This window comes from Fulvivirga sp. AWR4_260 (genome assembly GCF_056158185.1).
In genome coordinates this window covers 1,064,738-1,080,831 of record NZ_JBSWSU010000015.1, presented here as the reverse complement: position 1 = coordinate 1,080,831, position 16,094 = coordinate 1,064,738, and the positions used below count along the sequence as shown (strand labels likewise).

10 protein-coding genes are annotated in these 16,094 nt (G+C 37.6%); 1 reads left to right on the top strand and 9 read right to left on the bottom strand.

Going from position 1 to position 16,094, the window contains the following annotated elements; all coding sequences use genetic code 11:
- Window positions 1-4 precede the first annotated feature (4 nt).
- The 9 genes from ACXACQ_RS11095 to ACXACQ_RS11055 all read right to left on the bottom strand — a co-directional run bounded on the left by ACXACQ_RS11095 (window position 5) and on the right by ACXACQ_RS11055 (window position 14,512).
- The gene (locus tag ACXACQ_RS11095; protein ID WP_474976015.1) at window positions 5-2,872 is read right to left on the bottom strand and encodes a PD-(D/E)XK nuclease family protein; all 2,868 of its coding nucleotides are present in this window, start codon (window positions 2,870-2,872) and stop codon (window positions 5-7) included.
- Between the two features lie 37 nt (window positions 2,873-2,909).
- Complete coding sequence (locus tag ACXACQ_RS11090) at window positions 2,910-6,080, bottom strand: UvrD-helicase domain-containing protein (protein ID WP_474976014.1); 3,171 nt, start codon at window positions 6,078-6,080, stop codon at window positions 2,910-2,912.
- A 142-nt stretch (window positions 6,081-6,222) separates the two neighbouring features.
- A complete protein-coding gene (locus ACXACQ_RS11085; RefSeq protein ID WP_474976013.1) occupies window positions 6,223-7,071 on the bottom strand; it encodes a universal stress protein in 849 nt (282 codons plus the stop codon).
- A 125-nt stretch (window positions 7,072-7,196) separates the two neighbouring features.
- Window positions 7,197-8,096, bottom strand: coding sequence for a 1,4-dihydroxy-2-naphthoate polyprenyltransferase (locus ACXACQ_RS11080; RefSeq protein WP_474976012.1), 900 nt, complete (start codon window positions 8,094-8,096; stop codon window positions 7,197-7,199).
- Window positions 8,097-8,118: 22 nt separating this feature from the next.
- Complete coding sequence (gene argS / locus ACXACQ_RS11075; RefSeq protein ID WP_474976011.1) at window positions 8,119-9,912, bottom strand: arginine--tRNA ligase; 1,794 nt, start codon at window positions 9,910-9,912, stop codon at window positions 8,119-8,121.
- Between the two features lie 189 nt (window positions 9,913-10,101).
- Window positions 10,102-11,637, bottom strand: coding sequence for a GNAT family N-acetyltransferase (locus ACXACQ_RS11070; protein WP_474976010.1), 1,536 nt, complete (start codon window positions 11,635-11,637; stop codon window positions 10,102-10,104).
- A gap of 3 nt (window positions 11,638-11,640) precedes the next feature.
- Window positions 11,641-12,615 carry a deoxyhypusine synthase family protein gene (locus tag ACXACQ_RS11065; protein ID WP_474976009.1) on the bottom strand — a complete coding sequence of 325 codons (975 nt, stop codon included), beginning with the start codon at window positions 12,613-12,615 and terminating at the stop codon, window positions 11,641-11,643.
- Between the two features lie 26 nt (window positions 12,616-12,641).
- Window positions 12,642-13,586, bottom strand: a complete 945-nt coding sequence (ctlX, locus tag ACXACQ_RS11060) for a citrulline utilization hydrolase CtlX (RefSeq protein ID WP_474976008.1) — start codon at window positions 13,584-13,586, stop codon at window positions 12,642-12,644.
- Window positions 13,587-13,591: 5 nt separating this feature from the next.
- Window positions 13,592-14,512 (bottom strand): dimethylarginine dimethylaminohydrolase family protein, encoded by a 921-nt coding sequence (locus ACXACQ_RS11055; RefSeq protein WP_474976007.1) that lies wholly within the window; start codon window positions 14,510-14,512, stop codon window positions 13,592-13,594.
- A gap of 181 nt (window positions 14,513-14,693) precedes the next feature.
- On the opposite strand from ACXACQ_RS11055, the gene ACXACQ_RS11050 reads away from it, so the two are divergent.
- Window positions 14,694-16,088, top strand: coding sequence for a type III PLP-dependent enzyme domain-containing protein (locus tag ACXACQ_RS11050; protein WP_474976006.1), 1,395 nt, complete (start codon window positions 14,694-14,696; stop codon window positions 16,086-16,088).
- Window positions 16,089-16,094 lie beyond the last annotated feature (6 nt).

The following is a 16,094-nucleotide window of genomic DNA, read 5'->3' as shown; positions in this document are numbered from 1 at the left end:
ACTTTTATCCTCTAGCACAAATATTATTATACGCACAATATAAGCACTTTCTATCGTCATCCGTCTGATCGAAAGGGATACCCTTATTGAATATCTCACTAAGCAATTCACCCAAATGCTGCTTATATTCCTCTAGGTAAAGCGATGCATTATTCACCACTCCAATATTTTTATTTACTAACAACACATCTTCTCCTAAAAACAGGGAATCTTTGTTAAAAACAGCTGGAATCATCAGTTCATCATCTTTGCGTAGATGATCATACAATAAGGCATAGTACATTGTTTGAAAAGCGGCCTTGTTCTTTTTCTTTCTATCGAAAAGCTCCGGAATACCATCAAAAACATGTTTATCCTGACCTGTTTTATAATCAATTAACCTTACTCTTTGTTGTTTTCTATCTACTCTATCAATCGTACCACGCAACCCTACGTTGTATTTCTGACCAGCATCAGATGCTGTTATTTCTCCAACTACATTGTAATCAAGCTCTATTTGTAACTCTGCCCCCACAAACTCAAATGGCGTGTATTGTTTATCGAGCTTTAATATATTGAGCATAAAGTCCTTTATTATTTCCTTGGCTATAATATTCTTCCCTTCAAAATAAAACACTCGGCCCTCCTCTATAGCAAACTGCTCTCTAAAAGCATGCGTGGCCGCCTTCTCTACCCTTAGCGTCAAAGCCTTTATATCGCGCTCATGAATTTCGGCATTACCCGTTTCCTGCACATAATCTTTGTACAGCACCTCCATGGCATAGTGCAATACATTACCTAAAGTACGAGCATCCACATCCTCCTCCATGTTATCTTTCTCAAAAAGATCTGCCACATAGCGGTAATAAAACCTGAGCCTACAATCTAAATAAGTACTTAAGGCCGAAGGAGATAATCTTTTATAAGCTCTACCGCTTTCAGTATTTAAATATCTGTTCAAACTCTTAAGCACCGTTTCGTCCTTCGCTATTGTAATCGTACGGGCCTTCTCGAGCTCAGAAAAGTTGGCCAGCATTTCCTGCTTTATCTCCAAGCCAGATTCATGAATCAACTGCTGCAAGAAACGGCTCATTTCCTGAGCTCCTAAGTCACTACTTTCGGTATTGTAATAAAGCTCAATATTTGTTGACCTCTGCAAAAGCCTATAAAAAAGGTAAGCGTAAATGGCATCTTGCTGATCATAATTGGGCAACCTATAGGCTCTTCTTAAATTATAAGGTATAAATGAATGCTTACCTCCCTGAGCAGGAAAGAAGCTTTCGTTCATTGACAATACAAAAATATGCTTAAAATCAAGGTTACGAGTTTCTAGCACTCCCATAATTTGCAAACCTATAACTGGTTCACCCGCAAAAGGCAATCTTTCGGTACGAACAAGTTGTTTAAAGAGCCTGCTAAAAGAGGCCAAATCCGTTTTCTGATTCCCGATTTGCAAAAGCTCCTCATAGCGATTAAGTATTTGATAAAAGTGATGAATATACTCTACCTCAATACTATTTTCATCATTAGACAACTGATGTAATGCCAATAAAATATCCCCCAAATACTTGATGAGATCATCTTCCGCAGGCATAAAAATATACTTCAACACCTCCAGATCAGGAATATCAGCTGCCGTTAGAAATACTTTATTTTCCTTTTCAATCTTCTGAGCAATCTCCTGCACCTTTTCCACATCCAATGCTAGAATCAACGGATGCCTCATTATAGCCAAGACAGGCTTAAAATTATACAGTGTATTCTCATCAGGATCAACCCTAATAGTACGCTGAAGCTCAAGGATATGCTCTAAAAGACTATTGATTGGCGCATAAGATAAAGGAAAACCCATGGTAACGTTAATGGCCTGTATCTCTTCAGGCAACGAGTGAAGCACCGGAAATAGCAAGGCTTCATCAGCCAGCACTACTGCTACATCTTTGATGTTAAGCTCAGGGTTCGATCTTAATAACTGCCCTAACCGCTGCCCCATGAGCTTTGCCTGCCCCACATACTGAGGGACTCCAATTACACGTATATCTTTTTTCTCAGTCTTAAACTGGTTGGGGAGTTCTTTTGGAAAAGATTGAGCAAAGGCAGGCTTAGCCCGATACTCCCGCATAAATATACCCGCTTCCTGATTTCTATTCTCTACATAATATGCATCTAAATCCCACTCTATTCTGGCTTCTTTATTTTCTAGAAACCAAGAAATAATCGTCTCCTCAGCTTTATTTAGTGCGTTGAACCCTGCAAAAACCACAGGACCATCACTAAATTTGAAGTCTAGCTTATCCATCCTCTCAGCTACATAACGGTATTGCATACCTTCATAAGCCAACTTTTCATCTTTAAGGGCCTGCTGAAAACTAACATAGACTTTATAAAGCCTATCCCAAACAAATTCGAACCTCTCCTTTTGCTCCGATTTACTCTTATCAAAGCCCAACCAAAATCGCTGAATAATTTCCTTTTGCTCAGGCATTAAGAAATCAAATGTCAGATCGAGTTGCTTTTGGCTACTAAGATTAGCATACAAGTTTTCAGGATTAACCAAATACTTATCTACATCATCAAAATCTTTCAGCAGCATCTGCCCCCAATAATAAAAACGATCGAAGCTTTCGCCTGTCTTTAGCACTTTAGAATATACATCATACAGCTTGTGTGTAAGGTAAAGTTTATCAGCCACCTGCATTTCTGACTGAATGGCCATATAATCTTGAAAAGACATGATACGAGGTGACCAAGTAGGTTGAGCAATTAAATCGCGCATTCTTTCCTTAAAAAACAACCCTGCCCTTCTGTTAGGAAATATTAGCGTGACTTCGGCTAGCCGACCACCATAATCTTTGATAAGCGTTTCCGCTATTTGATGTAAAAAAGTTGACATTATTATTTCTATACGACCCTAAACTGTATGTATACTCTTAATTAACTTCCTGAACTCTGTTTTCTGCCAAATACCATAAATACCCCTCTGCCTCTTCATATCCCATTTCATTCAAAAGGTTTTTATACCTTTTCATCTGCTTTACATCTTCATTTTTTGGCAAGCCTGTCTTATAATCTACTACCACAGCCTTACCAGCTCTGAGCATTACCCTGTCCAGTCTGTACTCTGCCTGCGGTGTTATAATGGGCATCTCGTTATACACAGTCCAGCCTTTGGCATACCATTCCTGTACTTCATTATTGCCCAAAAGCTTGCCCAGCAATTCCTCTATTTCGGTTTTCTGCTCTGCATTTAATCCCTCCTCGTAATATAATGCCGTAAGTGCCCTTTCCTTATCATCCATATAATGAATTTTAGAAAGCAGTTTATGAATGAGTATACCATAGTTAATTTTCATTCTTCGCCCATCTTCCTCCTCTTGTAAAAAGTCATCAGCATCTTGTTTTACAGCCAATTTACCTCGCCAATGAAAATGTTGGTACGCATCTAAAGTCAATGCCGTTGAAACTACCGTTTCTTCCTTTTCTAGCTTAAAATCACGACTACCAAATTCAAAAACATTGCTCTCTGGCTCAAAATGCTCTGCTAGCTCAAATTGTCCCGACTTGAGCGTATTTTTCATTACTTCAGCAATATTATTTCTTTTGTCTGGAGCAAAAATCCACAAGTTATGAGCTGCCCTTGTCAATGCTACATAAAGCATGTTTAAACTATCGAGATGAGCCTTTATCCGTTCTTCTTCATAATCAACGCCATAATAAGTATTGGCTAATTCCTTTTTATATTTTAATGGCAAGTGCCCAATATTAAAAGGAGGTTTGTCAGTAATCGTCCAGATGATGGGCGAACGCTTATGATCTATTTCCCAATCGCAAAATGGCAATATTACAGAAGTGTATTCAAGCCCTTTAGATTTATGTATGGTCTCGATTCTGATAGCATCCAGGTCATCCGAAACCTTAATACTTTCTTTAGAAGCTCTCTCATTCCACCATTCTAAAAATGAATGGATGTCACCTTTTTCGTTCTGAGAGAACTTCAACACTAAATCTTGAAAGGTTTGCAAATAAGCATACTGCCCCGCAGACCTATTTAAAGAAAAATAATCGATTATAGCCTCTACTAGTTCATAGAAAGGTAGGTATAAAACATGATCTCCGGCCTCCACAAATGACTGCGGCAGCCATTTTTCTAACTCCCCAGCACTGATACTCTGAAAAATATGACTTTCAGAAATATCTGCCTCCAGCACTCCCTTCTGATATTCGTACACCATTTCGGCTTGCACCACCTTGTCATTTTTATCATACAAATATCGAAGCGATGCTATGATTAACCTTATTACAGGAGAAGCTATCAAAAACAAAGATTCATTAGAAACTACATCATACCTATAGCCTTCCTTAGCTTTACCTTCCTGAATATATTGTGTAAGAAAATCTGTAACTGCCTGCCCTTCTCTGTTTCGCCTCACCAAAATAGCAATGTCCTTTAGTGGCACATTAGCATCCTGTAACTCTTCTATTAAAAGTGGAAGCCTTTCAGCAACCTGCTCTTTCCATGAATACTCTTCTTCGTCTTTTAAAAATGAGATATTAACATAGCCTTGCGGATCATTACTCTTGTGCGGTGGAATATTTTGATAAGTATCTTCATACACCTTCTCCAACACTTTCCACTCTTCTATACCGTTACTGGCCATGCCTACCATTGTGGTGGGCATTTGTTTAAAAAGGCTATTGTTAAATTGTATAATGTTGGCTTCACTTCTGAAATTTGTGTCCAACACTTCATTTTGAGTTCTAAGAGAACCTATATCACTTTCTATTTTATGCAATAGCAGCTCCCAATCTCCTCCACGCCATCTATAAATAGATTGCTTTATATCACCAACTACAAGGTTCTTATTTCCTTCTGCTAAGCTATTATCTACTAAAGGCTTAAAGCTATCCCACTGAAAGCCTGAGGTATCTTGAAACTCATCAATCAAAAAATGTTGATAGAAAGAACCGGCTTTCTCATATACAAATGGTGCATCGGCATTCTGCACCAGCTCCTTTAAAAATCTGGTAGCATCCGAAATCAGCATCACATCGTTATCACGCTTGTACTCTTGCAGTTTACGAGACAAATCGGCCAGCAAACCATAGCCATAAAAGAACTTTTTCACTTGCACCGCAGTGGTATAAGCCTGATGTTCAGCATTAAAGTAATCCACTGATTGATTCAGGGCATCTTGCAAGCCGGCCGCCAATGCAGTATCTATATCACCTGCTTTAGTAGATTTTTTAGCATACCAACTGCCACCGTCCAAAGCTGCCTGTAATCTTTTCCCTGGCTCATAACTTTTCTTGTCTTTACTGATTTTATTCAGATGCCCCATAGCCCCGCTGTTTCCATAAGAAAAGTCTGCTACATCAAGCCCGTGGTTTTTCAATATTTTAAAGCCTTCTTTTGAAAAAGCATCCATCTTATTTTCAAAGGTCTTTATTACCTCATCTAGTTGTTTCTTGAGGTTTTTAGTTAAGTTGGCATCTTGCTGAGATATTTCGGTTTCTATCTGTTTAAAATTCTCCTGAAATATTTCATAAGCTAAGTCTTTGATGTTTTTACGTACATCCCAACTATTACCTTCTTGCAAATTCTCTCTGGCAAAACTGATGATCCACTCACGGACTTGCTTATTTTCCGTTACTTCAAACAGTAAATCATCTACAATTTGCATGAGCACCAGGTCAATATCCATCTCTAGCTTGTAGCTCCCTGCCAAGCCGAGTTCTTTGGCAAAGCTTCTAATGATCTTCTGAAAAAAAGTATCTATTGTACTTATAGAAAAGTGAGAGTAACCATGCAATATATCCGTTAAAGTGTCTTTACATTTTTGCTGAAAAGCGAAAGTATCTAATTGATGATACGCCATAATTTCTTCAGCCATAACATCAAGCTTGCCCGTAGAGAATTCATAAAGCTTCTGCACAATTCTGTCTTTCATCTCTTGCATGGCCTTGTTAGTGAAAGTAACAGCCAAGATGTGCTTGTAGTATTTATTTCGCTTTAAAGCCAGCTTTAGGTACTCTTTGGTAAGGGTATAGGTTTTACCTGAACCGGCAGAAGATCTATATATTACAAAGCTTTTTGCAGACATATTAAGCAACTAGTTGAGCGTGGAGATGGGAATAATTTTACGAACCTCAAAACTACAAATATGAGGCTTTATTTATGAGACTATTATAAAACAAAAAACTCCATTTAGTGAAATGGAGTTTTAAACTTTAAAGACTGTAACTTTATTTTCCAATTACATAAGTAAGTACAGGCCTTTTTGCATGATTCACTACATCTTCGGCAATGCTTCCACCCAACATATGAGCCAAGCCTGTTCTACCATGAGTAGCCATTACTATTAAATCGGCATCGATTTCTTCAGCAAAATAGAGTATCCCCTCTTCTTCAGTAGCCTCATTGTAGATTCTGAAATTGCAATTACTTAAGCCATTGTTTTCTGCAAAATCTGCTATTTCTTTTAATGCTACCCTGTCTGACTGAAAATTATTAGGTGTATTAATTTTAACTATTGTGACTTCAGCTCCATATAGTTCTCTAAAAACGTTTAAAACCTTAATGCTCTGAGCCTCTTTCTCATCAAGTGCTGTAGCATAGACAATGTTTTTAAAATCTACACTTTCTAGCTTCTTATGTATTGTTAGCACTGGGCATTTTGCATGCCTCACCACTTTTTCGGCATTAGAGCCTATTAAAAATTCCTCTAAGCCAGAGCTGCCTTTGGTGCCCATAACCACCAAATCCATATCATGCTCTGCAATAATATCCTTTATATTATGATAAGGGTTCCCTATTCTAAGCTCAGTACTGATGTTTACTCCCTCATAAGCAGGATTAGAAGCTAAGTCTGCCAAATCTTGCTTACCCTTTTCAATAAGCTTAAGCATAAATACCCTGTCTTCCATGTAGGGCAGGTCTACTTCTCCTGTATAATGCACAGAAGCAACAGTTGTGTCTTCCACCACGTGGATAAGCACTATACTTGAAGATGTTTTTTGGGCTATATGGTAGGCTGTTTCCAGAGCATATAAAGAGTGCTCAGAAAAGTCTGTTGGTACTAGTATCTTTTTCATGGCCGTAGCGTTAATTTTCTAAATTTCTTCCTTTAGATGCTCTAAAATGAGCATCCTTGGCAAGAATAAAGTTAATCAATAACTTAAATTAGCTTACTACTACCTACCAAAAATATTAAGTATTATTAGGCCAAAATATAGCCAACTCCGAACAAGATAACGAATAGCAAAGTGCTAATAGCCATTTGTTTTAAATAAGGATCTAAGTCTTGTGCTTTGACTTTTTGCTTTACGGCTTTGGCATTAACTATAAAAAGAGGTAAAACCAAAATGAATATAGCTTGATACCAAGCCTGAAAATTAATCACTGTAAAAACTATAGCAGATAGCACACCAAGAATTAGTATTGTCCAGTGGTATTTAACTGCATTGGCACGACCTATCCTCACCGGTATAGAATATTTACCTGCTTTTTTATCAGACTCTATATCTCTGATATTATTAACATTAAGCACCGCTACAGAAAATAACCCACAACTAAAAGCAGGCAAAAGCAGTGTCCAGTCCATTTGCTGGGCATACAAATAGTAAGAACCAAGTACACCGGTAATACCAAAGAATAACAAAACAGACAGATCGCCTAACCCCATATAACCATAAGGTTTTCTCCCTGCCGTATAAGCTAATGCTGCAAGTATGGATAACAGCCCTAATACAAAAAAGAATAAGAAGGCTTGAAGCTGCCAGCCAAAAGCCACATATAACAAAGAAACCCCACTAGCCAACGTCAGCACTACAAAAATACCTAATGCCCTTTTCATTTGGCTTAAACTAATAGCCCCGGATTGCACCATTCTAGAAGGCCCTTCTCTATCACTACTATCTGCTCCATTAACCGTATCGCCATAATCATTAGCCAGATTAGACAAAACCTGTAATAAAATGGTAGTAAGAGCACATAACCCAAATATTTTAGCATTGAAAAAGCCATTGGCAGCTGCTAAAAAGCTACCCATGCCAATACTGGCAAGGGCAAGAGGTAAAGTCCTTAATCTGAAGGCTATTATCCAGGGTTTTATATTCATTGTATCTTCGCTAAATCTGTAATTACATTCTTTCTGGCACTTGTATACCTAAAAGTCCCATGACCTTAGCTATTGTTTTAGCTACTACTTTTGAAAATGCTATTCTAAACTGAAGTGCATTTTGATCTTCTTCATTGAAAATAGACACATCTTGATAGAAGCGGTTATATTCTTTAGCCAGATCATACGCATATTGTGCAATTACATCAGGAGAGTAGTTAGTAGCGGCTTCGTTAAGCTTACTGGCGTAATCATTAAGCAATGCAATCACATTTTGCTCACTCCCCTGCAAGGTTTCCATCTGCTTAATGGCCTCTTCTGTTGGCTCTACACCTATTTGCTCTGCTTTTCTTAAAATAGCTGAAATACGTGCGTGAGTATACTGAATGAATGGACCTGTATTTCCTTGGAATTGAATAGACTCATTAGGGTCAAATAGCATTCTCTTCTTAGGATCTACCTTTAACAAGAAGTACTTTAATGCACCAACTCCTAACGTTTTATATAATTCTTCAGCTTGATCAGCCGTAAAACCTTCTATTTTACCTAACTCTTCAGTATGTTGCTGAGCCGTATCTGTCATTTCTTGCATTAAATCATCAGCATCTACCACAGTGCCTTCACGAGACTTCATTTTACCTGTAGGTAAATCTACCATACCATAAGACAAGTGATAGCACTCTTTAGCCCACTCGTAGCCCAACTTACTTAAGATAATAAACAACACCTTGAAGTGGTATTCTTGCTCATTACCAACTGTATATATTTGACGAATAATGTTCGGGAAATCTCTAAAACGAAGTATAGCCGTGCCTATATCCTGAGTCATGTACACAGAAGTACCGTCTGCTCTAAGCAATAGTTTCTGATCTAATCCATCATCTGTCAAATCTACCCAAACAGAACCATCTTCTTTTTTGAAGAAGATACCTTGCTCCACTCCTTTTAACACCTCTTCTTTACCTAACAAGAAGGTTTCAGACTCATAATAAAGCTTATCAAAATCAACCCCCATAGCTTTATAGGTTACATCAAAGCCGGCATATACCCAGCCATTCATAGTTTCCCAAAGCTTATACGTTTCTTCGTCTTTAGCTTCCCACTTTTTCAATAATGCCTGCGCCTCTTTCATAATAGGAGCCTCCTTCTCAGCTAGCTCTTTGGGCATACCTTTTTCTTCAAGCTCAGCTATCTCCTTTTTATATTCCTGATCGAATTTCACATAGTAATCCCCAACCAGTTTATCACCTTTTTTGCCCGAGCTTTCAGGAGTTTCTCCGTTACCGAATTTGCTCCACGCCAGCATAGACTTACAGATGTGAATACCTCTATCGTTAATGATTTGTACTTTGTGCACATCATAACCGTTGGCTTTCATAATTTCAGCCACAGACCAGCCTAAAAAGTTATTTCTTAGGTGCCCTAAGTGCAGTGGTTTATTGGTATTGGGTGATGAATATTCTATCATCACTTCTTTACCATTAGATGGCATTTGGCCAAAATTCTTATTACCCCAGAAAGACAAGAATAAATCTATCCATGTCTGGTCAGTTAAAACAATATTCAAAAAGCCTTTCACCACGTTATAGTCCACTACTGATGCAGCATTTTCTTTTAAATACTCACCTATTACCTTGGCTGTTTCTTCAGGGTTTTTCTTTGAAATCCTTGCGTATGGAAAACAAACAAAAGTATGAGAACCTTCGAACTCTTTGCGTGTAGGCTGCAATGCTATATCCTCCACTTTCAATTCAGTGCTAAATAATGAGGTAAATGCGTTAGATATATCTTGCTTTAACTGTAATTCTATATTCATGCTAAATTTGAAGTAATATATATTCTTTTCAGCTGATAGCGCAGTATGACCATCAGTCTCCACAAAGTTAATGCAGTCTGGATTAAAATATCTAAAAAAGAAGATTTGATTTAACCTTTCTGAAAACCAGCTTCAAAACTTAGACAAAAAAAAAGCCGGTATTCACCGGCTTCCTTATTTTTATATCTATTATTTCTCCCTTATTTCGTAAACATCGTTTCTACGATCGAGCAAGTTTCTAACGCTGCCATGCATATGCAAGTGTTTCAAGTCATTAAGGTCTACATCTGCAATAATGGTATTTTCTGTATTGGCCGTACCCTCCGAAACTATGGCATTATGAGGGAAGGCAAAATCTGAAGGGGAAAATATAGCCGACTGGCCATACTGAATATCCATATTTATCACCTTAGGCAAATTACCAACACTACCAGAAATCACCACATAACATTCATTTTCAATAGCTCTGGCCATGCTGCATACCCTAACACGGTTATAACCATTGTGCATGTCTGTAGCAAATGGCACAAAAAGTATTTCCATGCCTTGGTCAGCCAAAATTCGGCTCAACTCAGGAAACTCAGAATCATAGCAAATAAGGACTCCTATACGCGCTGTATCCGTTTCAAATACCTGCACTTTGTTTCCGCCTACCATCCCCCAATCATTACGTTCTGCTGGGGTAACATGTATTTTATATTGAGCTTCGTAAGTACCATCTCTACGACACAGATAAGCTACATTGTACAGTTTCTCATCTTCATAAACCGGCATACTACCTGCTATAATATTGATATTATAAGAAACGGCATACTCCACCATTTTATCGCGGATTTCATCGGTGTACTGCGCTAATTTCCTTATCGCTTTTGCGGCATTGTCTTCATTAAACTCTGCCATTAAGGGTGCATTAAACAACTCAGGAAATACTAGAAAATCTGCCTGATAGCCACTTACTGCATCTACAAAAAACTCTACATTTTCAAAAAATGACTCTAACGATCTTACGCTTCTCAGCTGCCACTGCACCACTCCAATACGCGCTGCGGTTTTGCGCACTCCATAATGAACTTTTTGTTCGTTATAATAAATATTATTCCACTCTATAAGCACGGCATAAGCACCAGAAGCTCTATCGTAAGGAATATAATTTTTTAAGACCTTTTTTACGTGAAAGTCATTACTCATCTGAAAGAAAAGTACAGGGTCGTAAATCTCTTTATCCCTTACCTTCTGTATATATTCACGAGGAGTATACTGATCGCTATGTTTATGGTAATTGGGTATACGACCACCTGCTACAATAGAACGTAAGTTCAACTTTTCGCAAAGCTCCTTACGCATATCATAAAGCCTTCTACCCAGTCTCATTCCACGATAATCAGGGTCTACACACACATCAATACCATATAAAACATCACCCTCAGGGTTATGCGTATTAAAACCAGATTCTCCGGTTATTTCTTCATAGGTATGACTATCACCATATTTTGAATAATCAACTATAATAGACATAGCAAATGCTACCATTTCGCCATGGTCCTCCACACAAAGTTGACCCTCGGGAAAAATTCGTATTAGCTTTTTGACCTGAGATTTCAGCCAAATGTCACCCTTCATTAAAGGGTAACATTTCTGCATTATCTCTACTATGCGGTCATAGTCCGATAGTTTAATATTTCTGGTGACCAGCAGGTGTGAGCCGTCCTCGTGTTTTTCAGTCATATTTTACCAGCCTAGTACGTAAGCAAATATCAGCGGAGCCACTATAGTAGCATCTGATTCAACTATAAATTTAGGCGTGTTAATGTCTAATTTACCCCAAGTTATCTTTTCATTAGGCACTGCACCACTGTAAGATCCATAACTTGTAGTAGAGTCAGAAATCTGACAGAAGTAACTCCAAAACGGGGTATCTGTCCTTTCAAGGTCTTGATATAACATTGGCACCACGCAAATAGGGAAATCACCAGCAATACCTCCGCCTATTTGGAAGAAGCCAATTCCTTTGTCTTCTGCATTTTCTGTGTACCAGTCTGCTAACCAAACCATGTACTCAATACCTGACTTCATAGTAGATGCTTTCAACTCACCTTTTAAGCAATAAGATGCAAAGATGTTTCCTAATGTAGAGTCTTCCCAGCCTGGCACTACCATTGGTAAGTTCTTTTTAGCAGCTTCCACCATCCAGCTGTTTTTAGGGTCAATCTCGTAATACTGCTCTAAAACACCTGAATTTATTAACTTATATAGGAATTCGTGCGGAAAATAACGTTCTCCTTTTTCTTCGGCATCTTTCCAAATTTCAAAAATGTGTTTCTGAATTCTCCTAAAAGCTTCTTCTTCAGGAATACAAGTATCAGTAACTCTATTCAGCCCTCTTTCTAATAAATCCCACTCTTCTTTTGGAGTTAAGTCTCTATAGTTAGGCACTCTTTCGTAGTGACTGTGCGCCACTAAGTTCATTACATCTTCTTCAAGGTTGGCACCAGTACAAGATACTATCTGAACTTTATCTTGGCGAATCATTTCGGCAAAAGACTTACCTAATTCACCAGTACTCATAGCTCCTGCTAATGATACTAGCATTTTTTTACCCTCAGCTAGGTGTGCTTTATAACCTTTGGCTGCATCTACCAATGCAGCAGCATTGAAATGCAAATAATTTTTTTCTATAAACTCTGTAATAGACGAGTGAGCCATTTTATTAAATTTTATACAATTAATTTTTATTTAATTGAAGGCAAAAACACTTCTGCCATCATGCAGCGAGCACTTCCCCCTCCTAAAGCTTCTATCGTATCTAATGAACTATGAACGATAGGGCAATGTTTTTCGATGTTGGTTATTTGTTCTTCTTTTAAAGATGAAAATGCGGCAGAAGACATTACCAAATAGCGTTTACCTTCTTTACCTGTAACCTCAAGCATGTTACCTGCAAAATGATGTTTTTGATCTTCCGAAATTTCTATTATATCCTTTCCTGATTCTGTTAAGTAATTTACTACCTGTTCTCTTTCCGTTTTGTCATCAATTGAATCAAGGCAAATCACGGCAAAATCACTGGCAATGCACATCATAACGTTAGTATGATAAATAGGTTTCCTTTTACCTTCTACATTCTGAAAAGCGGTAAATTCTACAGGTTTATAACCGAATTTTCTACAGAATTCTTCCAAAACATCATGATTGGTTCGCTCTGACAAGGCCGCATAAACCAATTGATTAGGCCTGTCCAGTATCATACTGCCGGTACCTTCTAAATATTTATCTTCTTTCTCATGAAAAGAAAAATCTTCTATGCCTGCCACCTTCAAGCAGTGCTCATTCTCTAGGGCCGACAAAATATCATCTCTGCGCTCAAGCCTTCTATTTTCGGCATACATTGGATACAAAGTCACGCGTCCATCATCATGAAATGAGACCCAGTTATTAGGAAATATAGAATCAGGAGTATCTGGCGATAGTGTATCCTCTATCACTATTACCTTTACACCCACTGCGCTAAGCTTATTCACAAAATCATCGAACTCTTGCTGAGCTTTTTGCTGCACCTCAGCAGGGGCTAAACCATCTAATACTTTTTGATAATAATTATTTACGGCCGTTTGCTCATTAAACCTGAAATTAACCGGCCTTATCATCATTAATGTATCAGTACTTTGCTTTTTCATTTTACTCAGTTTTTTTCTCTTAACAATGGCAATGTAGAACACCTGAGCAACCCTTCCATTTTTGAGGTTTCAGAATATTTGATCTCTTCTACGGTAAAGCCTTTCTCTCTTAAAATGGTATTCACTCTTGTAAAACCACGTTCAGAAACCACTACATTGGGAGATATAGAAAATATATTACTATTCATATTATACATCTCTTCTTTAGTAATTTCTATTACTTTATCAGCTCCAAAGAAATCCACTAAAAACTGATAATCAGCCTCATTTTTAAAACCACCTTTATAAATGATGGCGTGGTCAGTACCTACAGGCTGAAAGCAACAGTCTAAATGCAAAGCATTTTCTCTTGGGTCCACATCAGATTTATTCAATTCAAAGCCTTTAACCGTTTTTTGAGGAAAGTGTTCCCTCAAAAAATCCACACCACCTCTATTGGTTCTGGAAACCACATATTTATCAAAATCTTCTGGCTCCGAATACCCTACAAACAAGTGATCCTTCCAGGGCATTACATCACCACCTTCTATTCTAATACCTTCAGGCACCTCTAGCAAATTATCTTCAGCTATTTGATCTATAATGTACTGAATACCTTTTATCTCTTCTTTTCTATTTTTCAGTATTTTGGTTCTGATAAATTTATCTTCTACTACAAAACCAATATCTCGGGTAAAAACCTGATTACAATCTCCAATAGTTTCAGGCCGGTATACCTTTACATGATGCTTCTCTAAAACTGCTGCAAATCCAGCCATTTCAGCTTTCACATCTTCTTCAGTAGGGTATTCGCCTTTTTTTATAAATTCCTTAGATTTAGGATCATACGCCTCTTCCAACTTAGGTTCGCCTCCAAAACCTTCGGCTATTCCTAGCACTACCGACCTCAGCGGAGAGGTTTCATCATTCACATAAACATCTATCATAAATTTATTGCCTTGTAACTACATTTATACAAGTTCAAATTTAAATATCTGCTACGTTATTGCATAATTTTAATTTAGCTATTACCTCACAAAACTTTATCCACCACTTTCTTATTTACATATAGAGAATCCTTTGCAAAATTTGTAACATTGTACAGATTGAAACTATTAATATTATAGTGTGAAAAAGTATATAGATTTAATTGAACAAACCTTTGAGTTTCCGCAGCAAGAGTTTAAAGTTGTGGATAATGAGCTGCACTTCAATGATGTGCCGTTGATGGATATTATAGAGCAGTATGGCACTCCGCTAAAACTGACATACCTCCCTAAAATAGGGCAAAACATACGTTATGCTAAGCAATTATTTAATGATGCTATAAAAAAGTATAACTATGAGGGAAGTTATACTTATTGCTACTGTACTAAATCTTCACACTTCAATTTTGTAACGGAAGAGGCACTGAAGAATGATATTCATATAGAAACATCATCTTCTTTTGACATTCCTATCGTAAGAAAGCTTCACGAAAAGAAGAAAATCAGCAAAAACACTTATGTTATTTGTAACGGTTTTAAACGTCCGCTTTACAAACAATATATTAGTGATTTATTAAACGATGGTTTCAAAAACTGTATACCCGTATTAGACAACTTAAACGAACTGGAAGCTTATGAGCAATCAGTAAAGGGTGAGTTTAATGTAGGTATAAGAATTGCTGCTGATGAAGAGCCTAACTTTGAATTTTATACTTCAAGATTAGGCATCAGATATAGCGACATTAATACGCTGTATAGAGACCAAATTAAACCCAGCAAAAAAGCAAAACTTAAGCTTTTACACTTTTTCATCAATACCGGAATTAAAGACACTTCTTACTACTGGAGTGAACTAAGCAGGTTTATTTTCAAATACTGTGAATTAAAGAAAGAGTGCCCTGATTTGGACACTATTGATATTGGAGGTGGCTTCCCTATCCAAACTTCGCTTCACTTTGACTATGACTACAAATACATGGTGGAGCAAATCATTGAAAACATTAAATGGATATGTGGTAAAAACAATGTACCTGTACCTAACATTTTCACTGAATTTGGAAGTTTTACTGTAGGTGAAAGTGGTGCCGTACTTTACTCTATTATGGATCAAAAGCTTCAGAACGACAAAGAGCTTTGGTACATGATTGACGGTTCGTTTATAACACACTTGCCAGATGCTTGGGGACTAAACCAGAAATACATTTTACTTCCTCTAAATAAATGGGATGAAATGTATCATAAAGTTAACTTGGGTGGACTTACCTGTGATAGCATGGACTACTACAACTCCGAAGCTCATTCTGGGGATGTATTCATGCCTATGACAGACCCTAATGACGAGAAAAAGCTTTATATAGGTTTCTTCCACACTGGTGCGTACCAAGAGTCATTAGGAGGATATGGCGGAATTCAACACTGCCTTATTCCGGCTCCAAAACATGTATTAATTGACAAAGACGCCAATGGCAATATAACCACAAAGCTTTTCTCTCAAGAGCAAGAAAGCGATGCGATGCTTAAACTACTTGGCTACTAAATAATA